Here is a 25190-nt window from a genome sequence, read left to right on the forward strand (position 1 = left end):
GCTGCCCGGCGGGGCGTCGTCGTGTCCGCCCGGTCAGTCGAGGGTGAACGGAGGGATGCCGGGGGTGTCGAACCCGAACACCGCGCCGAGGAAGCCGAGCTCGCGCTGAAGGGAGTCCACCACGGTCTCCGCTCGACGGAAGCCGTGACCTTCGCCCTCGTACAGGACGTACGAGTGCGCGACTCCGTGGGCGGCGAGGGCATCGCGGATCGCTTCGGCCTGCGAGGGCGGGACGACGCGGTCTTCCGCGCCCTGCAGGATCAGGAGAGGGACACGGAAGCGCTCCGGGTGCGTCAGCGGTGACCTGTCGAGGTAGACCGCTTCGGCTTCGGGGAGCGGCCCGATGAGACCGTCGAGGTAGCGCGCCTCGAAGTCGTGGGTGTCCTCCGCGAGCGCCCGCGCATCGCCGACGCCGTAGCGGGATATCCCGGCCGAGAACACGTCGGTGTTCGTCACGGCGGCGAGCACGGTCCAGCCGCCCGCGGATCCGCCGGCGATCGCGAGGCGTCGGGGGTCGGCGAGGCCGGCGGAGGCGAGAGCGGATGCCGCCGCCGCGACGTCGTCGACATCCACGACCCCCCACTGACCCCGCAGTCGCTCGCGATAGCCGCGGCCGTAGCCCGTGGAACCGCCGTAGTTGACGTCGAGCACGCCGATCCCGCGGCTCGTGAAGAAGGCCGTCTTCGGCGAGGGGGCGGGGCCGACGTGAGAGGTCGGACCGCCGTGGACGAGGACGACGTACGGTGGGCGTTCGCCCTCCGGAGCCGTCACGTCGGGGTTCGTCGGCGGGTACGCATAGGCGTGCACCGGGCCGTGGGGGCCCTCGGTGGTGAGCGCGCGGGCGGTCGGCATCCATTCGGCACCGGGATGGTCGCCGCCTCCGACCCGCTCGATCTCCCCGGTGTCGAGGTCGATGGACCACAGCCCCGACAGTCCCGTGGCGTCGGAACCCGAGACGAGGGCGCGTGCGCCCCGCACATCGTCGATCGAGGCGCCTGCGACCACCGGCACGTCGAGCAGGCGGATGCCGCTGGGCGCGATCTCGACGATCTCGTCGCCGCCGTCCGTGCGCACGGCGATGATGCGCCCGTCGGGGGTGGCGCCGAACCACCGGGTACCGAGGACCCAGACCGGTCCGCCCGTGTCGGCGTCGGCCGGGGCGACGGGCTGCGGATCGCCCTGGAGCGGACGGCGGAAGAGATTCCACCGGCCTTCCGGATCGTCGGCGTAGAGCAGCTCGTCGTCACCGATCCAGACCGGCTGGAGCGGCGCGCGCCGATCGCCCCCGGCGAGATCGCGCACGGCTCCGGTGGCGAGATCCGCGACCCGCAGGACGGTGGCGTCCCACGGCATGTCCGGGTGGTCCCACGCGATCCAGGCCAGGCGTCGTCCGTCCGGGGAGAGCGCGGGGTGGGCGAGGAACGCGCTGCCCGCGGCGAGCACCTCCGCGGCGGAGCCGTCGAGCGGGATCCGCACGATTGCACGCGCGGGGACCCGCCCGGTTCCGTGGGTCTCGCGGACCGCGAGGAGGGCGTCGTGCTGCCAGGACAGGCCGCCATGCCGGACGTTGCCGTCCGCGGGGGTCAGAGCGCGCGGCTCTCCGCCCGGCCGGAGCGCGTAGACGCGCTGGTCGGACTTCTCGACGTAGAACAGCTCGCCGTCGTCGGACGCGGTCCACGCACCGCCCCCGTACTCGTGGACGGAGGACCGCGCGTTTCCGGGCGCGGGCAGCACCGTCTCGATCGATCCGTCCGCACGTCGCCGCCGCACGGCGACGCGCCCGCCCTCGCTCGGGACCGATTCGCCCCACCAGACGTCGCCGCCGACGAGGCGCGCACCGTCCAGCCGCGGCGACGATCGGGAGACCGTCTCGGGCGTCAGGGGAGAGGGCCAGGATCCGTAGGGGAGCGTCTGCGGCATGGCATCCACCCTACGGACCGGGTCGGACATGCCGCGCCGTGCGTCGGTCGCCGCGGGGACGCGACCTTCCCGGTGCGTCCGCCCGCGGGCGAGGGCCTCTCAGCCGCCGACGACCTGACGCGTCACGCCCAGGCGACCGACCCAGTCGCGGATGACCTGACGCTGGTTCGCGTCGCACGTGTAGCCGTACCCGACGTTGACCTCGTAGTACGAGTAGGCGTCGATCGCGACCTCGTGATCGAGAGACCAGCCGTCCAGGAACGTCAGTGCGTAGCAGTCGGCCATCGTCTCGACGTCGCCGCCGAAGGAGGCGAGGGCGTCGTCCGTCGGCTGGGGGTTGGTGAACTGCAGGACGTGGGCGTACTCGTGATAGGCGGCGCCCGTGCGGATCCAGTCGGTCATGGTCGGGTCCGTGCGGGAGCCGGCCCGGACGTGCACGGTGAACGGCTCCGCGCCGGAGACGCACGCCAGAGCGGTGGCACCGCAGGGCGTGGCGTCTTCGAAGACGGTCGAGACCCAGCCCCGTCCGAGGCTGTCGAGGGTCGCCTCCCACGCGGTCCCCGACGCGTTCGAGGCCGCTTGCGCCGCCACCGCGGCCGAGTGGACCGAGATCTCCGATGTCAGTCTCCGGAGATCGGCGACGTCCTGATCGAGCGCAGCGGGGTTCCGCCGGTGGATCCACGCGCGATCAGCGAGATCCTCCACGCGGTACCACGGCACGATCGTGGCGTAGGGGAGGCCGACGAGAGGATCGACTGTCGCGTACAGGTCGTTCATCGCCGCACCGAACTGCTCCTTGCGGTCGATCATCTCCTGCTGCTCGTCGAGGCGCTGCTGCTGGTCGTCGATCTGCTGCCGCTGATCGTCGATCTGCGTGCGGGCTTCCTGCAATTGAGTGGCCAACCACAGGAATCCGAGTCCGACGGCGGCGACGAAGACGGTCAGCAGAACCGCGAGCACCACGACGCTCGCGCGCGGACGCCGACCCCCGGCCGACGGTGGGAGCGGGGCGGCCTGCTCCGCGGGCGGCGCTCCGACGGCCGGATCGGCCGGAACGCCGGGCACGTCGGAGGGCGGAGGTGCGGCGGCGCTGGGAGACGACACGGGACTCGCTCTCTCGAGGTGTCCTTGTCATGTTAGGGGTGTCGACCGGCCGCGATCAGACGCCTGTGGACACGGGCCCGGAACGGCGGAGGCCGGATGCGCGCCGAGAAGCGTGCATCCGGCCTCCCGCGGCGCCGTCACATGTCACACCGTACGCAGGACCGCCACGACGCGGCCGAGGACGATGGCCTCGTCGCCCAGGATCGGTTCGAACGCGGAGTTGCGGGGGAGGAGCCACGTGTGGCCGTCGCGGCGACGGAAGGTCTTGACGGTGGCCTCTCCGTCCAACATGGCCGCAACGATCTCGCCGTTCTCGGCGGTGGACTGCGTCCGCACGACCACCCAGTCGCCGTCGCAGATCGCCGCGTCGATCATCGAGTCGCCCGAGACCTTGAGCATGAACAGTTCGCCCTTGCCGACGAGCTGGCGGGGAAGGGGGAAGATCTCCTCGACCTGCTGGTCGGCGGTGATGGGCACGCCCGCGGCGATCCGGCCGACGAGCGGGACGAGGGCGGCGTCGCCGACCGCGGGTGCCGTGTCGGCGGGGTTCTCGGCGGCGGTGCCGGGCAGGTCGATCAGCACCTCCATCGCGCGCGTCTTCCCGGGGTCACGGCGGAGATATCCGCTGAGCTCGAGCTGGTTCAGCTGGTGGGTGACGCTCGAGAGCGACTTGAGTCCCACCGCGTCGCCGATCTCCCGCATGCTCGGCGGGTAGCCGTGCCGGGCGATCGAGCGCTGGATGACCTCGAGGATGGCGAGTTGCTTGTCGCTCAGGCTCTTCCGGCGCCGGGTCTGCGGCCGTTCGCGGCCGGCTGCGGTCGTCGCGTCGGTCATGTGTGCTCCCCTCGCGCCGCGTCGTGGATGCGGCGGAAATTCGAATGTCGGAGGTCCGTGGTGAGGTCTCCTCGTCGAAACCGTATCCGGTGGATCACTCGATCGCTGCGGAGCTCTCCGCGTGTCGCGTTCGATCGTTCTCCGACTGACCCGGTGTTGACAGGTTCACAGTATCGAAGATAAATTCGGAATACAGATTCGCACCACCGCCCTCCCGGCCGAGGGTGGGGTGCGAATCTCTCCCCACTGAGGAGCACACCATGACCAGCATCGTCGTCACCGCCCCCGCCACCCGCCTGCGTCTGACCGCGCGCGGACGTCGCGTGTTCGCCTTCCTGGCCGCGCTCCCCGTGGTCGTCGCGCTCGCACTCGCCGTCGTCGGCGGCGGGGCCGCCCTCGCCTCGAACGAAGCGGGTGCGTCCGCCGGAACTTTCACCGAGATCACCGTGATGAGCGGCGAGACGCTCTGGTCGATTGCCGAAGACGTCGCCCCCGGGTCCGATCCTCGCGACGTCGTCGCCGAGATCGCACGCCTCAACGCTCTCCAGAACGGTTCGGTCACGGCGGGGCAGCGCATCGCGATCCCCACCGCCTACGCGCCGGGGCGGTGATCTGCGGGAGCGTCGCCGCCTACCATGGGTGAGGTGACCGTGCGCCTCGACGACCTTCCTCTTCGCGATGACCTCCGGGGAATGATTCCCTACGGGGCGCCGCAGGCGGCCCTGCCTGTCGCCCTCAACGTGAACGAGAACACGCATCCCGTGCCGTCCGAAGTGGCGGACGACATCCTGGATGCCATCGCGCGGGCGTTGCGCGACGTCAACCGCTACCCCGACCGCGAGTTCACCGCCCTGCGTGAGGCCTTCGCGGATTATCTGGGCCACGGTCTCGTCCGCGAGCAGATCTGGGCGGCCAACGGGTCGAACGAGGTTCTGCAGCACGTTCTGCAGGCGTTCGGGGGTCCGGGTCGTCGGGCGATGGGCTTCGCTCCCACCTACTCGATGTATCCGATCCTCACGCGCGCCACGGGTGCCGAGTGGATCGCGGGGGAGCGCGAACACGACTTCACGCTCAGCCCGGCGTTCGCCGCCGAGCAGGTGGTGCGCGAGAACCCCGACATCGTGTTCCTGTGCGCCCCGAACAACCCCACCGGCACTCCGCTGGGACTCGACGTGATCGAGGCCGTCTACGCGGTCACCGACGGCATCGTGATCGTCGACGAGGCGTACCAGGAGTTCGCCCCCCACGACGAGCCCTCCGCGGTCACACTGCTCCCCGGACGCCCGCGTCTGGTGGTGTCCCGCACGATGAGCAAGGCTTTCGCTTTTGCCGGGGCCCGGGTCGGGTACCTCGCCGCCGACCCCGCCATCGCCGACGCACTCCGACTCGTGCGCCTGCCGTATCACCTCAGTGCGCTCACTCAGGCCGCGGCGACCGCGGCGCTGGGGCACGCCGACACGATGCTCTCGATGGTCGACGAGATCGTCGCCCAGCGTGACCGGATCTCCGCCACCGTGGCGGCGCTGGGGTACACCGCGCACGAGTCGTGGACGAACTTCGTGCTCTTCGGCGGCGTCGACGAGCCCGCGGTCACGTGGCAGGCGCTCTACGACCGCGGCGTGCTCATCCGCGACGTCGGAATTCCGCACCACCTGCGTGTGACCGCCGGAACGGCCGACGAGACCACCGCGTTCCTCGACGCCCTGGCGTCGGTAGGATCGCGAGCATGACCGGCCCCGTCACGCCCCGTACCGCCACGATCGTCCGCGAGACGAGCGAGTCCCGGGTAGAGCTGTCCCTCGATCTGGACGGAACGGGTGCGAGCCACATCTCCACGAGCGTGCCGTTCTTCGACCACATGCTGACGGCCTTCGCCAAGCACTCGCTGACCGACCTGCGTGTCACCGCGACGGGCGACACGCACATCGACGCGCACCACACCGTCGAGGACACCTCCATCGTGCTCGGACAGGCGATTCGTCAGGCGTTGGGCGACAAGGCCGGCATCTCGCGCTACGGCGACGCGCTCGTCCCCCTCGACGAGGCTCTCGCCCAGGCGGTCGTCGACATCAGCGGGCGCCCCTACCTGGTCCACACCGGCGAGCCCGCCGGCTTCGAGCACCACCTCATCGGCGGGCACTTCACGGGTTCGCTCGTGCGCCACTCGTTCGAGGCGATCTCGATCCACGCCGGACTCACCGTGCACGTGCGTGTCCTCGGCGGCCGCGATCCGCACCACATCGCCGAGGCCGAGTACAAGGCCCTGGCGCGCGCGTTCCGCCAGGCGAAGGCGCTCGACCCGCTCGTCGACGGCATCCCCAGCACCAAGGGCGCCCTGTGAGCAGGCCCGTCGTCGCGGTCCTCGACTACGGTTCGGGCAACGTCCACTCGGCCGTCAAGGCTCTCATCGAGGCGGGTGCGGACGCACGTCTCACCTCCGACCGGTCGCTGCTCCTCGACGCGGACGGGCTGCTGGTACCCGGTGTGGGTGCGTTCAGCGCCGTGATGGGCGCCCTGAACGCCAGCCGCGGCGGCGAGATCATCGATCGCCGCCTGGCCGGCGGCCGGCCCGTTCTCGGGATCTGCGTGGGCATGCAGGTGATGTTCGGGCGCGGAATCGAGCGCGGCACCGACACCGAGGGACTGGGCGAATGGCCCGGTACCGTATCCGAGCTCTCGGCCCCCGTCCTCCCGCACATGGGATGGAACACTGTTTCGGCGGGAGAGGGCTCGCGCCTGTTCGACGGGATCGCCGACGAGCGCTTCTACTTCGTGCACTCGTATGCGGCGCAAGAGTGGTCGCTCGAGGTCACGCCACCCTTCCCCGAGCCGGTTCTCACCTGGTGCACGTACGGCGAGCCCTTCTTGGCGGCTGTCGAGAACGGCCCGCTCGCCGCGACGCAGTTCCACCCCGAGAAGTCGGGGGAGGCCGGCATCCGGTTGCTCGCGAATTGGATCGACGGGCTGCGCGCGACTACTGTGTGACCTCGTGCCCGGGCTGGCGAGAGGCGCCTGCCGGCACGAGGAGCCATGAACGATTTCGCGTCCACGCCCGAGCTTGTCCTTCTCCCGGCGGTCGACGTCGCCGACGGCAAGGCCGTCCGACTGACACAGGGGGAGGCGGGCACCGAGACCAGCTACGGCGACCCGGTGGATGCCGCGATGGATTTCGCACGGCAGGGCGCGGCGTGGATCCACCTCGTCGACCTGGATGCCGCCTTCGGGCGTGGCAACAACACCGCGGTGATGCGCAAGGTCATCAAGCAGGTCAAGGGCGTGCAGGTCGAACTCTCCGGTGGCATCCGTGACGACCGTTCGCTCGAGGCGGCTCTGGAGAGCGGTGCGAGTCGTATCAATCTCGGCACCGCGGCGCTGGAGAACCCGGAATGGGCCGCCGACGTGATCAACCGGTACGGCGAGGCCATCGCTGTGGGGCTCGACGTGCGCGGCACGACGCTCGCGGCGCGCGGATGGACCCGTGACGGCGGCGACCTGTGGACGGTGCTGGAGCGCCTCGAGGATGCCGGGTGCAGCCGCTACGTCGTCACCGACGTCACGAAGGACGGCACGCTCCGCGGCCCGAACCTGGACCTCCTGCGCGAACTGACCCAGCGCACGCCGAAGCCGATCGTGGCCTCGGGTGGCGTGTCGAGCCTGGACGACATCGCGGCGCTGCGCGAGCTGGTGCCGCTGGGCGTCGAGGGTGCGATCGTGGGCAAGGCGCTCTACGCGGGCCAGTTCACCCTGGCCGAGGCGCTGGATGTCGCCGGACACTGACGACCATCGCGCCGATTCGGCGGGAGTTCCCTGGGAGGGTCGCCGGTTCGAGGCGAATCCGCACTCCGGCGACGACGGCTCCGCCGATCCCGCTCTTCTGGTCGCGTTGGAGGCGTTCGCCGCGGGCGGGGGTGACGCCGCGGCGGTCGTCGAGGCGTATCGCACGGCGCGTCTGCTGATCCCGCTGGTGGCGGAGAAGGGCGATCACGGCATCGGCGCCCACGGGCTCGAGGTCGACAAGACCCAGGAGCTGTCGATCGTGACGGTCGCCGCGCCGGACGGTCGCAAGGTGTTGCCCGTGTTCACTTCGGTCGCTGCGATGCAGCGCTGGGATGCCACGGCCCGGCCGGTCCCCGCGGACGGCCGCCGCACGGCTCTGGCAGCGGCGTCCGAGGACACGGAACTGATCGTCATCGATCCGGCCTCCGAGACGGAGTTCGTGCTGCGCCGCCCCGCGGTGTGGGCGATCGCCCAGGGCGAGTCGTGGGAGCCGGCGCACAGCGCCCCCGCCGTCTTCACCGGGCTGCAGGAGAGCATCGCGGGCGAGCTCGCGGTTCTCGACCTCGCCGTGCAGCCGGGCGACCCGACGGGTCGATTGCGGGGCCCCGAACTGATCGTTCACCTGCAGCTGATGTCGGGACTGGAGCAGGACGAGTTGGATGCCGTGCTCGCGCGCCTCGCGCGTCGCTGGGCGGCCGACGATCGCGTCGCGGTCCTGGTGGATTCTCTGACGGTCAAGCTGCACCGCAGCACCGACGCCTGACCGGCGCGCCCCCGAGCGACGGCTTCCGTGGCCGGTACCCCGAACGCGAGACCTAGTTGACGGGACCCGTCCACTTCTCGCCCGGACCCTTGCCGATCGGGTCGGGGATGACGGAGGCTTCGCGGAAGGAGAGCTGGAGAGAGCGAAGGCCGTCGCGCAGCGATCGGGCGTGCATGTCGCTGATCTCGGGCGCGCCGGCGGTGATGAGCCCGGCGAGGGCGTTGATGAGCTTGCGGGCCTCGTCGAGGTCGATCTGCTGCTGCGGGTCGTCGGCGAGTCCGACCTTGACCGCGGCGGCGCTCATGAGGTGTACGGCCGTGGTGGTGATGACCTCGACGGCGGGCACGTCGGCGATGTCGCGGGTGGCGGAGGCGGAGACACGCTCCTGCTCCTCCCACCGGGCGAGGCGCTCGGCATCCTGGGGGGAAAGGGCGTCGTCGGGGGGAATCGTGTCCACGTGTTTCTCTCTGCTAGACTATGGCGGGCTTCGGAGCGTTCTGCTCCGTACGAAAGAGGATCACATCCCACCCGCGCTTGCCGCTCCAGGCTACCGGGTTCCCGCACTCCGCTCCGTCCTGCACGGGGTCGCCTGGGTGCAGAAGCCGGTGTCATGAGCACCGTGCCGGGTGGGTCGTCTCCTCTTCGCCCGTGATCCGTCAGGATCGCGGCGGCCGTCATCAGCAGACAAGAGGAGTCCCGCATCAGCGATCCCCGCACCAACGAGCGCATCCGAGTCCCGGAGGTCCGTCTCGTCGGACCCAACGGCGAGCAGGTCGGCATCGTCCGAATCGAAGCTGCGCTGCGCCTGGCCCAGGAAGCGGACCTCGACTTGGTCGAGGTCGCCCCGAGCTCCAAGCCGCCCGTGGTCAAGATCATGGACTACGGCAAGTTCAAGTACGAGGCCGCTCAGAAGGCCAAGGAAGCGCGTCGTAACCAGGCGAACACGGTCCTCAAAGAGGTTCGTTTCCGTCTGAAGATCGAGGCGCACGATTACATCACCAAGCTCAAGCGCGCCGAGGGCTTCCTCCAGGCCGGCGACAAGGTCAAGGCGATGATCCTCTTCCGCGGTCGTGAGCAGTCCCGTCCCGAGCAGGGTGTGCGTCTGCTGCGCAAGTTCGCCGAAGACGTGGCCGAGTTCGGAACCGTCGAGTCGAACCCGACGATCGATGGTCGCAACATGGTCATGGTGGTCGCGCCGCACAAGAACAAGTCCGAGGTCAAGACCGAGCAGAACGCGCAGCGCGCGGCGAACCGCGAGGCGGCACGCAGCGCCGCCCGTGGCGACTCGGCCCCCGAGGGCACCGCTGAACCGGCACCCGCCGAGTAAGCTCCCCGACTCCCGCTCCGCCGGGAACCCCAACGAAGGAAGACAGATGCCGAAGCAGAAGACCCACTCGGGCGCCAAGAAGCGTTTCAAGTTGACCGGTAGCGGCAAGCTCATGAAGCAGCAGGCCGGCATGCGGCACAACCTCGAGGGCAAGGCCTCCAAGCGCACCCGTCGCCTGAACCAGGAGCAGGTCCTGGCCAAGGGCGACTCGAAGGTCGCCAAGAAGCTCCTCGGCCTCTGAGCGCCGACGCACGTAAGGAAGAATGAGAAATGGCTAGAGTCAAGCGGGCCGTCAACGCCCACAAGAAGCGTCGCGTCATCCTCGAGCGCGCCTCCGGTTACCGGGGTCAGCGTTCGCGCCTGTACCGCAAGGCGAAGGAGCAGGTCACCCACTCGCTCGTCTACGCGTACCGTGACCGTCGCAAGCGCAAGGGCGACTTCCGCCGTCTGTGGATCCAGCGCATCAACGCCGCGAGCCGCCAGAACGGCCTCACCTACAACCGCTTCATCCAGGGCCTCGGCCTCGCGGGTGTGCAGGTCGACCGTCGTATGCTCGCCGAGCTCGCGGTGAACGAGCCCGCCGTGTTCGCGTCGCTCGTCGCGACCGCGAAGGCTGCGCTTCCCAGCGACGTCAACGCCGCCAAGACCGCGTAAGCACCGGTTCCACGAACGGGCGTCCTCTTCGGAGGGCGCCCGTTCGGCGTTTCACCGCGGATTCCCGCGGTGCATGCCGGTCGCGCCATACACTGGGGACGTGCTGGAGAACCCCCGTTCGCCGCGGGTGCGCGCCGTGGCCAAGCTGAGCAAGCGCGCCGCCCGACAGGAGACCGGCCTCTTCCTCCTCGAGGGCCCGCAGGCCGCGCGTGAGGCGCTCGCCTGGGCCTCCGAGTCGGTGCTCGAGCTGTACGCCACCCCGAGTGCGCTCGAGAAGCACTCCGATGTGCGCGACGCGGCCGTCGATGCGGGTGTCGATCTCCAGTACACGACCGAGGCGGTTCTGGATGCCATGGCCGATACGGTCACGCCGCAGGGGATCGTCGCGGTGGCGCGGCAGTCGCCGACGGCGCTGAAGGACATCCTGGCGGGGGAGCCGACGCTGCTCGCGATCTGCGAGGAGGTACGTGACCCGGGCAACCTGGGCACGATCATCCGGGCGGCCGACGCCGCCGGCGCGGACGCGGTGATCCTGACGGGGCGCACGGTGGATCTCTACAACCCGAAGGTCGTGCGCTCGACCACGGGGTCGTTGTTCCACCTGCCGGTCGCGGTCGATCTCGATCTCGCCGATGTCGTCGAGCGCGTGCACGACGCCGGCCTGAGGGTGGTCGCCGCCGATGTCGGGGGTGAAGACTTCGTCGCCTCCCGTGGGCTTCTCGGCGAGCCCACCGCGTGGCTCTTCGGGAACGAGGCGCGCGGGCTCGACGAGTCCGCGTTGGCGCATGCAGACCTGTCTCTGCGGCTCCCCATCTACGGCCGCGCGGAGTCGTTGAACCTGGCCACCGCCGCGAGCGTCTGTCTCTACGAGACGGCGTTCGCGCAGCGCGCGGGCTGATTCACCCGCGGTTACAGCACCGTTACGGCCTGGGCCGGGGTGTGGTCACCTCCTCATCATTCTCATAGGGTGTCGGAATGGCATCCGTTCCCCCGGCGGGCCCCGAGCCCCTTGTCGTCCTCTCCGACGTGCAGAAGCACTACGGCCAGTTCCAAGCGCTGAAAGACATCGATCTGACGGTCGACCGCGGCGAGGTCGTCGTCGTCATCGGGCCGTCCGGGTCGGGCAAGTCCACCCTGTGCCGCACGATCAACCGCCTCGAGACCATCACGAGCGGGACCATCACGATCGACGGTGAGCCGCTGCCCGAAGAGGGCAAGGGCCTCGCGAAGCTGCGTGCCGATGTGGGCATGGTCTTCCAGTCGTTCAACCTGTTCGCGCACCTCACGATCCTCGAGAACGTCACGCTGGGCCCGATCAAGGTCCGCAAGCTGAAGAAGGCGGATGCCGAGAAGGAGGCGCGGGCGCTGCTCGACCGCGTCGGCGTCGGCCACCAGGCCGACAAGCTCCCGGCGCAGCTCTCGGGTGGCCAGCAGCAGCGCGTGGCGATCGCCCGCGCCCTGGCGATGAAGCCGAAGGTCATGCTGTTCGACGAGCCGACGTCCGCCCTGGATCCCGAGATGATCAACGAGGTCCTCGATGTCATGGTCGGTCTCGCCGCCGACGGCATGACCATGATCGTCGTCACCCACGAGATGGGCTTCGCGCGCAAGGCCGCGAATCGCGTGGTCTTCATGGCCGACGGTCAGATCGTGGAGCAGGCGACCCCCGAGCGCTTCTTCACCCAGCCCGAATCCGACCGTGCGAAGGACTTCCTCTCGAAGCTGATCACGCACTGACTCCGCGGCGGAACGACGGTGTTCCGCTGCGCGCATCGCCTCCGGCCCACGTGCCATTCCCCCGTATCCCTCCGCACAGCACACGTAACCAAGGAGACATCACATGCACAAAGCACGCTTTCTGACCGGCGCGGGCATCATCGCCGCCGGGATTCTGGCTCTCACCGCCTGCAACAGCGGCAGCCCCGGTGCGGCTCCCGGCGCCGACGGCACGGCCGGTGGTTCGGACTCCTCCGCTCAGCTCTGGGAGGTCGCCTCCGACGTCTCGCTCGACGGCAGCCCGACCTTCGAGCGCATGGTCTCGGCCGACAAGGTCGTCGTCGGTGTGAAGGAAGACCAGCCCGGCCTCGGCTTCAAGGACCCGATCAGCAACGAGCGGGGCGGCTTCGACGTCGAGATCGCGCAGTGGATCGCCGCGTCGCTCGGATTCGACGCCGACAAGATCGAATACAAGACGATCCCCTCGGCCAACCGCGAGCAGGAGCTCGTCAACGGCAACATCGACTACTACGTCGGCACCTACTCGATCACCGACAAGCGCAAGCAGTCGATCGACTTCGCCGGCCCGTACCTGATCACCGGCCAGGGGCTCCTCGTCGCGGCCTCGGACGATTCGATCTCGGGGCCGAACGACCTCGCGGGAAAGATCGTCTGCTCGGTCACGGGTTCGACGCCGCTCCAGCGGATCCGCGACGAGTACTCGCCCGGTGACACCGTCGAATACGACACCTACACGCAGTGCCTCGAGCAGCTGCGTGCCGGCTCGGTCGACGCGGTGACCACCGATCAGGCGATCCTCGCGGGGTATGTCGCGCAGGAGCCCGAGACGTTCAAGATCGCCGGTGACACGTTCAGCGAGGAGCGCTACGGCGTGGGCCTCCCCAAGGGCGACACCGTGCTCAAGGACCACATCAACACCCTGTTCAACGACGGCGGCGACGTCTGGACCGCGCTGTTCGACAAGAACCTCGCGCCGGCCGGCATCGAGGGTCAGCAGCCCACCGCCGACGAGTGATCCGTTCGGGGGCGGCGCACGCCGCCCCCGAACCCCTCCCGAGACAAGGACCACGCATGGGTGTCATCACCGACAACCTCGATATCTGGAGCCAAGCGCTCGTCGGCACTCTCGTGCTGTTCTTCGCCGGCGGGGCCCTCGCGCTCGTGCTGGGCATCATCGTGGGGGCGATGCGGGTGTCGCCCGTGCCGATCGCGCGTGGCGTCGGCCTGTTCTACGTCAGCGCGATCCGCAACACGCCGCTCACGTTGGTGTTCTTCGCCTTCGTGTTCGCGCTGCCCCCGCTGCTCGGCCTGCGTCTGACCGGCGACGTGTCCCTGATCCTCGGCATCTGCGCGCTCGGCATCTACACGGCCACTTACGTCGCGGAGGCGATCCGCTCGGGTGTGAACACCGTCCCCGTCGGTCAGGCGGAGGCGGCGCGTGCCCTGGGTCTCAGCTTCGGCCAGGTCATGTCGCTCGTCGTCCTTCCGCAGGCATTCCGGTCGGTCATCCCGCCGATGATGAGCGTGTTCATCGCGCTGCTGAAGAACACCACCGTCGCCGCCGGCTTCTCCATCCTGAATCTCGGGTCGGTGCGCCCCTACCTGAGCGAGCGGGGCGAGAACGCCTTCGTCGTCATCCTCTGGCTGATGGTCGTCTTCGTCGCGCTCGTCCTCCTCCTGTCCTGGCTGCAACGAACGCTCGAGAACCGATGGAGGGTCGCCCGATGAGCAGCGTCCTGTACGACGTCCCCGGTCCCCGTGCCGTCCTCCGGAACCGCATCCTGGGCGTGCTGACCGTGCTGGTGGTGCTCGGTATCGTCGGATTCTTCGTCTGGCGTCTCGCGGACACTGGTCAGTTCACGGCCAAGAAGTGGTCCGCTTTCACCTACACGAACGTCTGGATGAGCATCCTCGACGCGACGCTCGCGACGCTCGCCGCATTCGGTGCTGCGGCGTTGGGCGCGCTGGTGCTCGGATTCCTCCTCGCGATCGGCCGTCTCTCCGATCACGCGTGGGTGCGGCGCCCGTTCACGGCGATCATCGAGGTGTTCCGTGCCATTCCGGTGCTGGTCTTCATGTTCTTGCTCTACTACGGCTTCCCCGTCATCGGCATCCGCATGGAGCCGTACTGGGCGGTGGTCATCGCCCTCGTCTGCTACAACGGCTCCGTCCTCGCGGAGGTCATCCGCGCCGGCGTCGAATCGCTGCCACGCGGCCAGACGGAGGCCGGTTATGCGGTGGGACTCCGCAAGGCCGGGGTGATGCGCCTGATCCTGCTGCCCCAGGCCATCCGCGCGATGATGCCCGTCATCATCGCCCAGCTCGTGGTGACGCTGAAGGACACCGCGCTCGGGTTCATCATCACCTACCCCGAGCTCCTGTTCTACGCCAAGTACATCGGGGCGCAACCTGTCGTCGGTTCGCCGATCGTGCCCGCCACGATCGTGGTCGGTGTGATCTACATCTCGCTCTGTCTCCTGCTGTCGTTCGTCGCGACGCTCGTTGAGAAGCGACTGCGCCGCTCGCCCCGCGTCACGGAGGTCGCGGCCGCCGCGCCGATGGCACAGCAGGGTGGGACCGATACTGCGCTGATCGTCGCTCAGCGCGGCGGATCGGGCCAGAGCTGACCTCTGACGGGCGGGGGAGTGCCCCCGCCCGTCGGTAGACTCGGTTCTCGTGTCTGACGCACCCGAGATCACCCCCGAGGCCGTCGCCTCCGCCGTCGATGCCGCGGTCGCGGCGGTCGCCGCCGCCGCGACCACGGCCGACCTGAAGGCCGCCCGCTCCGCACATGCCGGGGAGCAGTCGCCGCTGTCGCGGCTCAACGCCCAGCTGCGCAACGTCGCCCCCGAGAAGAAGGCCGAGTTCGGCAAGCTCGTCGGTCAGGCCCGCGGCCGCGTGAACCAGGCGTTCGCCGCCCGCGAGGGCGAACTCGCCGAGGCCGAGACCGCGGCGCGGCTGGAAGCCGAGCGCATCGACGTCACGGCCCTTCCGCAGCGCGCGCGCGTCGGTGCGCGGCATCCCATCTCGCTCCTCCAGGAGCAGGTGTCCGACATCTTCGTCGGCATGGGATGGGAGATCGCCGAAGGACCCGAACTCGAGCACGAGTGGTTCAACTTCGACGCGCTGAACTTCGACGTCGACCACCCGGCGCGGCAGATGCAGGACACGTTCTTCGTCGACCCCGTCGCACGTCACCTCGTGATGCGTACCCACACGAGCCCCGTCCAGGTGCGCTCGATGCTCGAGCGCGATCTGCCGATCTACGTGCTCTGCCCGGGCCGGGTCTACCGCACCGACGAGTTCGACGCGACCCACCTCCCGGTCTTCACGCAGTTCGAGGGCCTGGTCATCGACAAGGGCATCACGATGGCGCACCTCAAGGGCACGCTCGACCACGCGGCGCGTGTCCTGTTCGGTCCCGAGGCGAAGACACGCTTCCGTGCCAACTTCTTCCCGTTCACGGAGCCGAGCGCCGAGCTCGACCTGTGGCATCCCACCTTCAAGGGCGGGGCGCGCTGGATCGAGTGGGGCGGCTGCGGGATGGTGAACCCCAACGTCCTGCGGGCCGCCGGCATCGACCCCGAGGAGTACTCGGGCTTCGCCTTCGGCATGGGCATCGAGCGCACGCTGATGTTCCGCAGCGACGTCCAAGACATGCGCGACATGGCCGAGGGCGATGTCCGCTTCAGCGAGCAGTTCGGAATGGTGGTCTGATGCGCGTCCCGCTCTCCTGGTTGCGCGAGTACGTCGACGTACCCGCGGACGCCACACCCGAGGACGTCCTCGCGGCACTGGTGTCGGTCGGTTTCGAAGAGGAGGACGTCCACCGCTTCGAGCTGTCGGGTCCGATCGTGGTCGGCGAGGTGAAGGAGTTCACCCCGGAGCCGCAGTCCAATGGCAAGACGATCCGGTGGTGCCAGGTCGACGTCGGCGAAGAGCACGGCGGCGTCCGCGGCATCGTCTGCGGCGCGGGCAACTTCTTCGAGGGCGACAAGGTCGTCGTGACGCTTCCGGGGTCGGTGCTGCCCGGTCCCTTCCCCATCGCCGCCCGCAAGACCTACGGGCACGTGTCCGACGGCATGATCGCCTCGGCGAAGGAGCTCGGCCTCGGCAGCGAGCACTCCGGCATCCTCCGCCTCGTCGACCTCGGGATCGACGCGCCCGTCGGCTCCGACGCCATCGCGCTCCTCGGCCTCGACGACATCGCCGTCGAGATCAACGTGACGCCCGACCGGGGGTATGCGCTGTCGCTGCGCGGCGTCGCCCGCGAGTACTCGCACGCGACCGGTGCCGCTTTCCGCGACCCCGGCGCGGGATACGATGCCGCCCGCGATCGGACGCCGCAGGGCTTCCCGGTCGCCGTGGACGACGCGGCGCCCATCCGCGGACGTGTCGGGGCCAGCCAGTTCGTGGCGCGCATCGTGCGCGATGTGGACCCCTCCCGCCCCACGCCCCCGTGGATGATCACGCGCCTGTCGCTGGCCGGCATCCGCTCGCTCGGCATCCTGATCGACATCACCAACTACGTGATGCTCGAGCTCGGCCAGCCGATCCACGGCTACGACCTCGACCGCCTGCAGGGCGGCATCACCGTGCGACGCGCGACGGCGGGCGAGAAGCTCGAGACCCTGGACGGTCAGGTGCGCACCCTGCACCCGGAAGACCTCGTGATCACCGACGAGTCCGGGCCCATCGGGCTGGCCGGGGTCATGGGCGGCGGCCCGACCGAGATGAGCGATGCGACCCGCAACGTCCTCATCGAGGCCGCCACCTTCGATCAGGTCTCGATCGCGCGGACGGCGCGTCGTCACAAGCTGCCCTCCGAGGCATCCCGTCGTTTCGAGAGGGGTGTCGACCCCCTCGTGGCCTTCGTCGCCGCGGAGCGCGTCGCGACGCTGATGGTGGAGCTCGCCGGCGGAACGCTCGACGTCTCGCTCGGCGGCTCGCTGACCGACGCGTATGTCCGCGAGGCGATCGTGCTGCCGCACGGGTTCGTCCCGGGCCTCATCGGCGTCGACTACACCGACGACGAGGTGGAACGCGCGCTGCGTCTGATCGGTGCGACGGTCGAGGCGAACGGCAGCGGCTGGAACGTCGTCCCGCCGTCCTGGCGCCCCGACCTCACCGACAAGTGGACGTTGGCCGAAGAGGTCGCCCGTATCGAGGGGTATGACCGCATCCCGTCGGTGCTCCCGACCCCGCCGTCGGGCCGCGGGCTGACCTCCGCGCAGCAGGGCCGCCGTCGCGTGGCCAACGCTCTGGCCGCCGCCGGTTTCGTCGAGACCCCGTCGTTCCCGTTCACCACCGCGGAGCAGAACGACCTGCACGGCTCACCCTCGGGGGAGTCGCTGCCCAGCGTGAAGCTCGCGAACCCGCTCGACGGGCTCGCCCCGTTCCTCCGCCGCTCCCTCGTTCCGGGGCTGCTGCAGGTCGCGCATCGCAACCTGTCGCGGGGCATCGTCGACCTCGCGCTGTTCGAGACGGGCACGGTGTTCCTGCCGAAGCCGGGGGTGCAGTACGGCACGTCCTCGGTCCCGCCGCTCGCGGTGCGTCCGGATGCGGCCACCTTGACGGCTCTGGATGCCTCGATCCCGCCGCAGCGTCGTCACGTCGCCGTGCTGCTGGCCGGGCACCTCGTGGCCAAGCAGCCGGGGCAGGTCGCGGTCGCCGCCGATCTCGCCGATGCGGTGGACGCGGTCCGTGTGCTCGCCGGGGCGGCCGGTGTCGATGTCGAGTTGATCCAGGCCCAGCGCGCCGCGCTCCACCCGGGTCGCACGGCGCGGGTGCTCGTCGCCGGCGTCGACGTCGGATACGTCGGCGAGCTGCTGCCGACGGTCGCGGATGCCGCGGACCTGCCCGGTCGCGTTCTGGTGGCCGAGCTCGATCTCGACGCGCTCCTCGAGCGTGCTCAGGCGCGTGTGGTCGCGGCATCCCTCTCGGGTTTCCCGGCCGCGACCCAGGACGTCTCCGTCGTCGTGCCGAAGGAGGTCGCCGCGGGCGCGGTGCGCGCCGCACTGCGGGAGGGCGGTGCTCCGCTGATCGAGGGCGTGCGCCTGGTCGACGACTACCGCGGGCCGGGCATCGCGGAGGGCGCGAAGAGCCTGACGTTCGCGTTGCGTTTCCGCGCGGCGGATCGGACGCTGACGGCCGCGGAGGCCACGGATGCGAAGCTGGCCGGCGTCGCGCTGGCGGGGGAGCGTTTCGGGGCCGTCATCCGCGACGGCGACCCGGGCGCCTGATCCCCACGGCGCGGACGACGGGGACATGTGCCTGCCCTCATCGCCGACGAGGGGGCAGTCGGAAGTGGTCGGCGATGAGGGCAGGTGCGATGAGCATACTCCTAAGTTGTCCCCCAAATGGGGGACAAGCTGAAAGAATCCGATGGATCCTCCCCCCGCGCACTCGGAGGCGCGACACGGACGGCGGATTTGCTCCCGTCCCGCCGCGGCGGATACTCTCGCGGGATGTCGTCGATCGTCGTCCGCAACGAGGAGCTCTCCGTGAGCACCGTTGCCGTGCGTCGACGTCGGGTCGCACGCCGAGTTTCGGCGACCTCGTAACCCGCCGTCGGTCGGGCATACGGGCGTCGCCGCCCCGGTTCACGCTGATCACAGCAACAGCCCCGACTCCTAAGGTGGATCCATGACCCTCTCGGTCGCCGTCTCCGGCGCCTCCGGCTATGCGGGCGGCGAGATCCTTCGCTTGCTCGCCGATCACCCCGACGTCGAGGTCCGCACCGTCACCGCTCACGCGAACGCGGGCCAGGCGCTGATCTCCCACCAGCCGCACCTGCGGTCGCTCGCGCACCTCGAGCTGCAGGCGACCACGCCGGAGGTGCTGGCCGGACACGATGTGGTGTTCCTCGCGCTGCCGCACGGTCAGTCGGCGCAGTACACCGACGCTCTCCGCGACACCCCTCTCGTCATCGACGCCGGGGCCGATCACCGGCTCACCTCCGCCGCCGACTGGGCAGCCTTCTACGGCGGGGAGCACCCCGAGCCGTGGGCGTACGGGGTTCCCGAGCTCCCGGTCGCCGCAGGGAAGCAGCGCGACCTTCTCCGGGGCGCGACGCGGATGGCCGCTCCGGGCTGCAACGCCTCGACCGTCGCCCTCTCGCTGGCCCCCGGCGTCGCCGCCGGGGTGGTCGACCCGGGCGACATCGTGTCGGTGCTGGCGGTGGGGCCCAGCGGCGCGGGAAAGTCCGCCAAGACGAACCTCCTCGCGAGCGAGATCCTCGGCACGGCCAACCCGTACGCGGTCGGTGGCACTCACCGGCACATCCCCGAGATCCGGCAGGCGCTCGCCGCCGCGGGCGCCCCGGCCGATGGCATCCGGATCTCTTTCACCCCCGTGCTCGTGCCGATGGCCCGCGGCATCCTGGCCACCTCTTCGGCGCCGATCCGCGAGGGGGCCACGGACGCCGAGATCCGCGCGGCGTGGGAGCGGGCGTACGCCGACGAGCCCTTCGTCGAGCTCCTCCCGGCCGGGACGTTCCCGCGGACGGCCGACGTCCTGGGCGCCAACGTCGCCTCGCTCGGCCTCGCGATCGACCGCGCGGCGAATCGGGTCGTGGTCGTCGCCGCCGTCGACAATCTGGTGAAGGGCACCGCGGGCGCCGCGGTGCAGTCCATGAACATCGCGCTGGGTCTTCCCGAGACCACGGCGCTCCCTCTGAACGGAGTCGCCCCGTGAGCGTGACCATCCCCGCCGGTTTCGAAGCGGCCGGTGTCGCCGTCGGCCTGAAGTCCACGGGCGCCCGCGACGTCGCCGTCGTCGTCAACCGCGGCCCGCAGAAGGTGGGCGCGGCCGTGTTCACCTCGAACCGCGCCAAGGCCAACCCGATCCTCTGGTCGGAGCAGGTCGTGAAGGACGGTGTCGTCGAGGCCGTGGTGCTCAACTCCGGCGGGGCCAACTGCTTCACCGGCGCGTTCGGCTTCCAGACCACCCACCAGACGGCCGAGCGGGCCGCGGAATTGCTGGGCGTGGGGGCGGGCGATGTCGTGGTGTGCTCGACCGGTCTCATCGGCACGGGCGACGAGGTCTTCCGTGCCAAGGTGCTCGACGGCGTCGAGAAGGGCATCGCCGAGCTGTCCGTCGACGGCGGCGAGGATGCGTCGCTGGCGATCATGACCACAGACTCACGACCCAAGCGTGCGGTGCGCACCGGCGAGGGCTGGAGCATCGGAGGAATGGCGAAGGGCGCGGGCATGCTCGCTCCGGGCCTGGCCACGATGCTCGTCGTCCTGACCACCGATGCGGTGCTCGATGCGGCCGAGGCCGACGCCGCGCTCCGCGCCGCGACGCGCGTGAGCTTCGACCGGCTCGATTCCGACGGGTGCATGTCGACCAACGACCAGGTCACGTTGCTGTCGAGCGGAGCCAGTGGCATCCGGGTGGATGCCGAGGAGTTCGCCGCCGCGTTGACGGCGGTGTGCGACGACCTCGCCGCTCAGCTGCAGGGTGATGCCGAGGGGGCGAGCCACGACATCACCATCCGGGTCGTGGGGGCGGCCTCCGAGGACGACGCGGTCGAGGTCGGCCGCTCGATCGCCCGGAACAACCTGTTCAAGGCCGCGATCTTCGGCAACGACCCGAACTGGGGCCGCGTTCTCGCCGCCATCGGCACGACGCAGGCGGCCTTCGACCCGTACGACGTCGACGTGTGGATGAACGGTGTGCGCGTGTGCTCCGCGGGCGGACCCGATCGCCCGCGCGAGGAGGTCGACCTGACCCCCCGCGCGACCGACCTCGTCGTCGACCTCCGCGTCGGCGACGCCGCCGCGACGATCCGCACCAACGACCTCACCCACGACTACGTCCACGAGAACAGCGCCTACGCCTCATGAGCGACATCGACATCCAGGACACCGATCCGGCCGAAGCCAGCGAACGGGCGGTCACGCTCGTCGAGTCGCTGCCGTGGGTCCGCAAGTACCGCGACCAGGTCGTGGTCGTGAAGTACGGCGGCAACGCCATGGTCAGCGACGAGCTGCAGGACGCCTTCGCCGCCGACATCGCCTACCTGCGCTACGTGGGGGTGAAGCCCGTGGTGGTGCACGGGGGCGGTCCGCAGATCTCCTCGATGCTGAACCGTCTAGACATCCCGAGCGAGTTCCGCGGCGGCTACCGCGTCACCTCGACCGAGGCGATCGGCGTCGTCCGCATGGTGCTCACCGGGCAGATCAACCCGCAGCTGGTCGCCAAGGTCAACGCGCACGGACCGCTCGCGACGGGTCTGAGCGGCGAGGACGCGGGCCTGTTCGGCGGACGTCGGCGCGGTGTCGTCGTCGACGGGGTGGAGCACGACCTCGGGCGCGTGGGCGACGTCGTCACGGTCGACCCGCAGCCGGTGCTCGATCACCTGGCCGCGGGCCGCGTGCCGATCGTGTCGTCGATCGCGCCCGATCTCGACAACCCGGGCACGTCGTTGAACGTCAACGCGGATGCCGCGGCGGCGGCGCTGGCGACGGCGCTCAACGCCAAGAAGCTCGTCGTGCTGACGGACGTCCCCGGGCTCTACGCGGACTGGCCCAACCGTGACTCGCTCGTGTCGCACCTGACCTCGACGGAGCTGCGCGCGATGCTGCCGAAGCTCGAGTCGGGGATGATCCCGAAGATGCAGGCGTGCCTCGACGCCGTCGACGGGGGAGTGCCCACGGCGGCGATCATCGACGGTCGCGTGCCGCACTCGGTGCTCGTCGAACTTTTCACCAGCAAGGGAATCGGAACGGAGGTGGTCGCGTGAACGCGGACACGACTCAGGAGACCGCGGCGCCGCGCGCCGCCTGGCAGGAGGATGCCGGGCGCGACCTCGTCCGCAGTTTCGGCGACCGCATGGCGCTGTTCGTGCGCGGGGAGGGGGCGTACGTCTGGGACGGCGACGGCAAGAAGTACCTCGACTTCCTCGCCGGCATCGCCGTGGACGCCCTGGGGCACGCGCACCCCGCCTTCGTCGAAGCGGTCTCCACCCAGGCCGCGACCCTCACGCACGTCTCGAACTACTTCGCCACCCCGCCCCAGCTCGCGCTCGCCGCACGGCTGAAGCGTCTCGCGGGCACCGGCGAGTCGGGCCGCGTGTACTTCGCGAACTCGGGCGCCGAGGCCAATGAGGCGGCGTTCAAACTCGCGCGACTCCACGGTCGGGGCACCGAGCGCACTCGCATCCTCGCGCTGAAGAACGGTTTCCACGGGCGCACGATGGGTGCGCTCGCCCTCACCGGCAAGCCCGCGCTCCAGGCCGACTTCCTGCCCATGGTCCCCGGCGTCGAGCACATCGACGCCACGATCGATGCGCTCGAGTCGGCCGTCGACGACCGCGTCGCGGCCTTCATCGTCGAGCCCATCCAGGGCGAGGCCGGCGTGGTCGAGCTGCCCGAGGGCTATCTCGCCGCGGCCCGGGAGATCACAGCGCGCCACGGCGCCCTGCTGATCGTCGACGAGATCCAGACCGGTGCGGGGCGGACCGGTGAGTGGTTCGCCTTCCAGCACGCCGGCATCGTCCCGGATGCCATCACGGTCGCCAAGGGCATCGGCGGCGGCTTCCCGATCGGCGCCCTGATCACCTTCGGGGCCGCCAGCGACCTGTTCTTCCCCGGCACCCACGGCTCGACCTATGGCGGCAACGCCCTGGGCACCGCAGTCGCGGGCGCCGTGCTGGCGGAGATCGAGGCATCCGGTCTCGTCGACAACGCGGCCGCGCGCGAGGCGCAGGTGCGCGACGGGATCGCCGCGCTCGGTTCACCGCTCATCGGCGGTGTGCGTGGCCGCGGTCTGCTCCTCGGCGTCGCCCTCACGCACCCGGTCGCGAAGGCCGTGGTGGCCGCGGCCCAGGAGCACGGCCTCATCGTCAACGCCGCCAACGACGAGACGATCCGTCTCGCCCCGCCGCTGATCATCGGGGACGCCGAGATCGCCGAGTTCCTCACCCTCTTCGGCGCGGCGCTCCAGACCGTCGCCGATGCCCTCATGATCGACCAGTCCGCCACGCCTGCGGCCGAAGGAGTACCCGCGTGACCCGCCACCTGCTGCGCGACGACGACCTGACCCCCGCCGAGCAGGCGGAGATCCTCGACCTCGCGATCGAGCTGAAGAAGGATCGCTGGGCGCAGAAGCCGCTCGCCGGGCCCCAGACCGTCGCGGTGATCTTCGACAAGTCCTCGACCCGCACGCGGGTGTCCTTCGCGGTCGGCATCGCCGATCTGGGCGGCTCCCCGCTGATCATCTCGACCGCGAACAGCCAGCTCGGCGGCAAGGAGACGCCGTCCGACACGGCGCGCGTCCTCGAGCGCCAGGTCGCGGCGATCGTGTGGCGCACGTACGCCCAGGCGGGGCTCGAGGAGATGGCGCGCGGAACGCGGGTCCCGGTCGTGAACGCGCTCAGCGACGACTTCCACCCGTGCCAGCTGCTCGCCGACCTGCTCACCATCCGCGAGCACAAGGGCGAGCTGAAGGGGCTCACGCTGTCGTTCTTCGGCGACGGGCAGAGCAACATGGCGCACTCCTATGTCTTGGCCGGCGTGACGGCCGGCATGCACGTCCGGGTCGCGTCGCCGGCGGACTACGCGCCGCGCGCCGACGTCATCGCCGACGCGCAGCGCATCGCCGCCGCGACCGGCGGATCGGTGACGTTGACGACCGACCCCGAGGCCGCGGCATCCGGAGCGGACGTCGTCGTCACCGACACGTGGGTGTCGATGGGCAAGGAAGAGGAGAAGATCGCGCGGATCCGCGATCTGGGCGGCTTCAAAGTGACCTCCGCGCTCATGGCCCGCGCCGATGACGCGGCGATCTTCATCCACTGCCTGCCCGCGGACCGCGGATACGAGGTGGACGCCGAGGTCATCGACGGCCCGCAGAGCGTGGTCTGGGACGAGGCCGAGAACCGACTGCACGCGCAGAAGGCGCTGCTGGTGTGGCTGCTGCGCCAGGACTGATCCCGCCCACGAGCCGGGCGTGGCACCGTTTCGACGGACCCGCCCGGCTCGTCGGCATCGATCTGGCGCGCGGTCTCGCGGTGCTCGGCATGCTCGCGGCGCACCTGCTGACGATCGACTCCTTCGTCCTGGACGATCCGGACACGTGGCTCGACGTCGTCAACGGACGATCCTCGATCCTCTTCGCGACGCTCGCGGGCGTCTCGATCGCCCTCGTCACCGGCGGCGCACGCCCCTTGGCCGGTCCGGCTCGCGCCCGTGCCGCGGCGCGCCTGGCCCTGCGCGGAGCCCTTCTCTGGGGGATCGGCATCCTGCTGGTGCTGACCGGCGTCCCGGTGTACGTGATCCTCCCCGCCTACGCGCTGTTGTTCGCCCTGTCGCTGCCGTTCCTCGGGCTCCGCGCGGGGAGGCTCCTCCTGGCCGCGGTGATCGTCGCCGCGGTGATGCCCTGGGTCTACCCGTTCCTGGATGCCGCCCCGATCTGGGGCGGGCTCGGGGGAGAGGATCTGCAGGCCTTCGTGGGGTGGGCTTATCCCTTCCCGGTGTGGATCGCCTTCCTGCTCGCGGGGATGGGAGTCGGCCGACTCGATCTGCGGCTGCTCCGCGTGCAGGTCGCCCTCACGATCACCGGGGGCGTCCTCGCGGCGCTCGGGTACGGTGTCGCGATCGCGACAGCTCCGGCGATCGCTGACTCCGGTCCCTACCTCGCTGCGGTCTGGACGGCCGAGGCGCACTCGTCGGGTCTGTGGGAGGTCGTCGGATCGGGGGGATTCGCCGTCGCGGTGATCGGGCTGTGCCTGCTGGTCTGCCGTACCCCGCTCCGGTGGGTGGCGATTCCGCTCCGAGCGGTCGGCTCGATGCCCCTGACCGCGTACGTCCTGCAGATCGTCGTCTGGGCGGTGTTCGCCGCCGTCGCCCTGGGCGACACGTCCGACCTGGCCGGTGTGCGGGACGCGGGGCTGTTCCTCCCGCTGACGCTCGGAATCGTCGTCGGGTGCACGCTCTGGGCGCTGCTCGCGGGCCGTGGGCCGCTGGAAGCGGTCATCGACGGGGTCGTCCGTCGCGTCGTCGGCCCGGGCTCCCGAACGGATGCCGCGCCCGCGGCGTCGGCGAGTTGAGCGGCGGGGCGGTGTCCGCG

26 protein-coding genes are annotated in these 25190 nt (G+C 70.2%); 22 read left to right on the forward strand and 4 right to left on the reverse strand.

The features are described 5' to 3' along the window. Positions 1–33 precede the first annotated feature (33 nt). The 3 genes from BGO45_RS16435 to lexA all read right to left on the reverse strand — a co-directional run bounded on the left by BGO45_RS16435 (position 34) and on the right by lexA (position 3858). Positions 34–1920 carry a prolyl oligopeptidase family serine peptidase gene (locus BGO45_RS16435; protein ID WP_292696289.1) on the reverse strand — a complete coding sequence of 629 codons (1887 nt, stop codon included), beginning with the start codon at positions 1918–1920 and terminating at the stop codon, positions 34–36. Positions 1921–2019: 99 nt separating this feature from the next. Further along, positions 2020–3024 carry a hypothetical protein gene (locus BGO45_RS16440; RefSeq protein WP_292696291.1) on the reverse strand — a complete coding sequence of 335 codons (1005 nt, stop codon included), beginning with the start codon at positions 3022–3024 and terminating at the stop codon, positions 2020–2022. A gap of 144 nt (positions 3025–3168) precedes the next feature. Then, positions 3169–3858 (reverse strand): transcriptional repressor LexA, encoded by a 690-nt coding sequence (gene lexA / locus BGO45_RS16445; protein WP_292696292.1) that lies wholly within the window; start codon positions 3856–3858, stop codon positions 3169–3171. A gap of 260 nt (positions 3859–4118) precedes the next feature. On the opposite strand from lexA, the gene BGO45_RS16450 reads away from it, so the two are divergent. The 6 genes from BGO45_RS16450 to BGO45_RS16475 are packed head-to-tail and all read left to right on the forward strand — an operon-like array spanning position 4119 to position 8398. Next, a complete protein-coding gene (locus tag BGO45_RS16450; protein ID WP_292696294.1) occupies positions 4119–4469 on the forward strand; it encodes a LysM peptidoglycan-binding domain-containing protein in 351 nt (116 codons plus the stop codon). Between the two features lie 24 nt (positions 4470–4493). Beyond that, positions 4494–5588: a histidinol-phosphate transaminase gene (locus BGO45_RS16455; RefSeq protein WP_292696296.1), complete on the forward strand. Its 1095-nt coding sequence runs from the start codon at positions 4494–4496 to the stop codon at positions 5586–5588. Then, positions 5585–6199, forward strand: a complete 615-nt coding sequence (gene hisB, locus BGO45_RS16460) for an imidazoleglycerol-phosphate dehydratase HisB (protein ID WP_292696298.1) — start codon at positions 5585–5587, stop codon at positions 6197–6199. The genes BGO45_RS16455 and hisB overlap by 4 nt, the downstream gene beginning before the upstream one ends. Beyond that, on the forward strand, positions 6196–6843 hold the full coding sequence (gene hisH, locus BGO45_RS16465; RefSeq protein WP_076490818.1) for an imidazole glycerol phosphate synthase subunit HisH: 648 nt from the start codon (positions 6196–6198) through the stop codon (positions 6841–6843). The genes hisB and hisH overlap by 4 nt, the downstream gene beginning before the upstream one ends. A 45-nt stretch (positions 6844–6888) precedes the next feature. Further along, positions 6889–7635, forward strand: a complete 747-nt coding sequence (priA, locus tag BGO45_RS16470; RefSeq protein WP_076490817.1) for a bifunctional 1-(5-phosphoribosyl)-5-((5-phosphoribosylamino)methylideneamino)imidazole-4-carboxamide isomerase/phosphoribosylanthranilate isomerase PriA — start codon at positions 6889–6891, stop codon at positions 7633–7635. Next, positions 7619–8398: an SseB family protein gene (locus BGO45_RS16475; RefSeq protein WP_292696302.1), complete on the forward strand. Its 780-nt coding sequence runs from the start codon at positions 7619–7621 to the stop codon at positions 8396–8398. Before priA ends, BGO45_RS16475 begins: the two co-directional genes overlap by 17 nt. A gap of 52 nt (positions 8399–8450) precedes the next feature. On the opposite strand, the gene BGO45_RS16480 is transcribed toward BGO45_RS16475, so the two are convergent. Then, positions 8451–8846, reverse strand: coding sequence for a DUF1844 domain-containing protein (locus tag BGO45_RS16480; RefSeq protein WP_292696340.1), 396 nt, complete (start codon positions 8844–8846; stop codon positions 8451–8453). Positions 8847–9098: 252 nt separating this feature from the next. Between BGO45_RS16480 and infC the strand changes: the two genes are divergently transcribed. From infC to BGO45_RS16560, 16 genes are all read left to right on the forward strand, one after another. Further along, positions 9099–9725: a translation initiation factor IF-3 gene (gene infC, locus BGO45_RS16485; RefSeq protein WP_076490814.1), complete on the forward strand. Its 627-nt coding sequence runs from the start codon at positions 9099–9101 to the stop codon at positions 9723–9725. Positions 9726–9771: 46 nt separating this feature from the next. Next, the gene (gene rpmI, locus BGO45_RS16490) at positions 9772–9966 is read left to right on the forward strand and encodes a 50S ribosomal protein L35 (protein WP_013583375.1); all 195 of its coding nucleotides are present in this window, start codon (positions 9772–9774) and stop codon (positions 9964–9966) included. A 29-nt stretch (positions 9967–9995) separates the two neighbouring features. After that, positions 9996–10379, forward strand: coding sequence for a 50S ribosomal protein L20 (gene rplT, locus BGO45_RS16495; RefSeq protein WP_063257942.1), 384 nt, complete (start codon positions 9996–9998; stop codon positions 10377–10379). A 100-nt stretch (positions 10380–10479) separates the two neighbouring features. Next, a complete protein-coding gene (locus tag BGO45_RS16500) occupies positions 10480–11277 on the forward strand; it encodes an RNA methyltransferase (RefSeq protein ID WP_076491850.1) in 798 nt (265 codons plus the stop codon). Positions 11278–11354: 77 nt separating this feature from the next. After that, positions 11355–12116: an amino acid ABC transporter ATP-binding protein gene (locus tag BGO45_RS16505; RefSeq protein ID WP_292696307.1), complete on the forward strand. Its 762-nt coding sequence runs from the start codon at positions 11355–11357 to the stop codon at positions 12114–12116. Between the two features lie 103 nt (positions 12117–12219). Next, complete coding sequence (locus BGO45_RS16510; protein ID WP_292696309.1) at positions 12220–13131, forward strand: glutamate ABC transporter substrate-binding protein; 912 nt, start codon at positions 12220–12222, stop codon at positions 13129–13131. 56 nt (positions 13132–13187) lie between these two features. Continuing rightward, positions 13188–13844 carry an amino acid ABC transporter permease gene (locus BGO45_RS16515; protein ID WP_292696310.1) on the forward strand — a complete coding sequence of 219 codons (657 nt, stop codon included), beginning with the start codon at positions 13188–13190 and terminating at the stop codon, positions 13842–13844. After that, entirely contained in the window at positions 13841–14743 is a 903-nt protein-coding gene (locus tag BGO45_RS16520) for an amino acid ABC transporter permease (RefSeq protein ID WP_292696311.1), read from the forward strand. Before BGO45_RS16515 ends, BGO45_RS16520 begins: the two co-directional genes overlap by 4 nt. A 49-nt stretch (positions 14744–14792) precedes the next feature. After that, positions 14793–15833, forward strand: a complete 1041-nt coding sequence (gene pheS / locus BGO45_RS16525) for a phenylalanine--tRNA ligase subunit alpha (RefSeq protein ID WP_292696313.1) — start codon at positions 14793–14795, stop codon at positions 15831–15833. Further along, entirely contained in the window at positions 15833–18358 is a 2526-nt protein-coding gene (gene pheT / locus BGO45_RS16530; RefSeq protein ID WP_292696315.1) for a phenylalanine--tRNA ligase subunit beta, read from the forward strand. Before pheS ends, pheT begins: the two co-directional genes overlap by 1 nt. 403 nt (positions 18359–18761) lie before the next feature. Beyond that, the gene (gene argC, locus BGO45_RS16535; protein WP_292696317.1) at positions 18762–19811 is read left to right on the forward strand and encodes an N-acetyl-gamma-glutamyl-phosphate reductase; all 1050 of its coding nucleotides are present in this window, start codon (positions 18762–18764) and stop codon (positions 19809–19811) included. Next, the gene (argJ, locus tag BGO45_RS16540; RefSeq protein WP_292696319.1) at positions 19808–20965 is read left to right on the forward strand and encodes a bifunctional glutamate N-acetyltransferase/amino-acid acetyltransferase ArgJ; all 1158 of its coding nucleotides are present in this window, start codon (positions 19808–19810) and stop codon (positions 20963–20965) included. The genes argC and argJ overlap by 4 nt, the downstream gene beginning before the upstream one ends. Next, positions 20962–21864, forward strand: a complete 903-nt coding sequence (gene argB / locus BGO45_RS16545) for an acetylglutamate kinase (protein ID WP_076490805.1) — start codon at positions 20962–20964, stop codon at positions 21862–21864. The genes argJ and argB overlap by 4 nt, the downstream gene beginning before the upstream one ends. Further along, positions 21861–23132, forward strand: coding sequence for an acetylornithine transaminase (locus BGO45_RS16550; protein WP_292696321.1), 1272 nt, complete (start codon positions 21861–21863; stop codon positions 23130–23132). Before argB ends, BGO45_RS16550 begins: the two co-directional genes overlap by 4 nt. Next, positions 23129–24052 carry an ornithine carbamoyltransferase gene (argF, locus tag BGO45_RS16555; RefSeq protein ID WP_292696322.1) on the forward strand — a complete coding sequence of 308 codons (924 nt, stop codon included), beginning with the start codon at positions 23129–23131 and terminating at the stop codon, positions 24050–24052. The genes BGO45_RS16550 and argF overlap by 4 nt, the downstream gene beginning before the upstream one ends. Beyond that, on the forward strand, positions 24031–25170 hold the full coding sequence (locus BGO45_RS16560; protein WP_292696324.1) for a heparan-alpha-glucosaminide N-acetyltransferase domain-containing protein: 1140 nt from the start codon (positions 24031–24033) through the stop codon (positions 25168–25170). Before argF ends, BGO45_RS16560 begins: the two co-directional genes overlap by 22 nt. Positions 25171–25190 lie beyond the last annotated feature (20 nt).

It is taken from the genome of Microbacterium sp. 71-36 (assembly GCF_001898305.1).
In the GTDB taxonomy this organism is placed as follows: Bacteria; Actinomycetota; Actinomycetes; order Actinomycetales; family Microbacteriaceae; genus Microbacterium.

Excerpts from the sequence above, each read along its gene's own strand:
- BGO45_RS16435 (WP_292696289.1), bottom strand. The coding sequence starts at position 1,920 with ATGCCGCAGACGCTCCCCTACGGATCCTGGCCCTCTCCCCTGACGCCC.
- lexA (WP_292696292.1), bottom strand. The coding sequence starts at position 3,858 with ATGACCGACGCGACGACCGCAGCCGGCCGCGAACGGCCGCAGACCCGG.
- BGO45_RS16450 (WP_292696294.1), top strand. The coding sequence starts at position 4,119 with ATGACCAGCATCGTCGTCACCGCCCCCGCCACCCGCCTGCGTCTGACC.
- BGO45_RS16455 (WP_292696296.1), top strand. The coding sequence starts at position 4,494 with ATGGGTGAGGTGACCGTGCGCCTCGACGACCTTCCTCTTCGCGATGAC.
- hisB (WP_292696298.1), top strand. The coding sequence starts at position 5,585 with ATGACCGGCCCCGTCACGCCCCGTACCGCCACGATCGTCCGCGAGACG.
- priA (WP_076490817.1), top strand. The coding sequence starts at position 6,889 with ATGAACGATTTCGCGTCCACGCCCGAGCTTGTCCTTCTCCCGGCGGTC.
- BGO45_RS16475 (WP_292696302.1), top strand. The coding sequence starts at position 7,619 with ATGTCGCCGGACACTGACGACCATCGCGCCGATTCGGCGGGAGTTCCC.
- rpmI (WP_013583375.1), top strand. The coding sequence starts at position 9,772 with ATGCCGAAGCAGAAGACCCACTCGGGCGCCAAGAAGCGTTTCAAGTTG.
- rplT (WP_063257942.1), top strand. The coding sequence starts at position 9,996 with ATGGCTAGAGTCAAGCGGGCCGTCAACGCCCACAAGAAGCGTCGCGTC.
- BGO45_RS16505 (WP_292696307.1), top strand. The coding sequence starts at position 11,355 with ATGGCATCCGTTCCCCCGGCGGGCCCCGAGCCCCTTGTCGTCCTCTCC.
- BGO45_RS16510 (WP_292696309.1), top strand. The coding sequence starts at position 12,220 with ATGCACAAAGCACGCTTTCTGACCGGCGCGGGCATCATCGCCGCCGGG.
- BGO45_RS16515 (WP_292696310.1), top strand. The coding sequence starts at position 13,188 with ATGGGTGTCATCACCGACAACCTCGATATCTGGAGCCAAGCGCTCGTC.
- BGO45_RS16520 (WP_292696311.1), top strand. The coding sequence starts at position 13,841 with ATGAGCAGCGTCCTGTACGACGTCCCCGGTCCCCGTGCCGTCCTCCGG.
- pheT (WP_292696315.1), top strand. The coding sequence starts at position 15,833 with ATGCGCGTCCCGCTCTCCTGGTTGCGCGAGTACGTCGACGTACCCGCG.
- argC (WP_292696317.1), top strand. The coding sequence starts at position 18,762 with ATGACCCTCTCGGTCGCCGTCTCCGGCGCCTCCGGCTATGCGGGCGGC.
- argB (WP_076490805.1), top strand. The coding sequence starts at position 20,962 with ATGAGCGACATCGACATCCAGGACACCGATCCGGCCGAAGCCAGCGAA.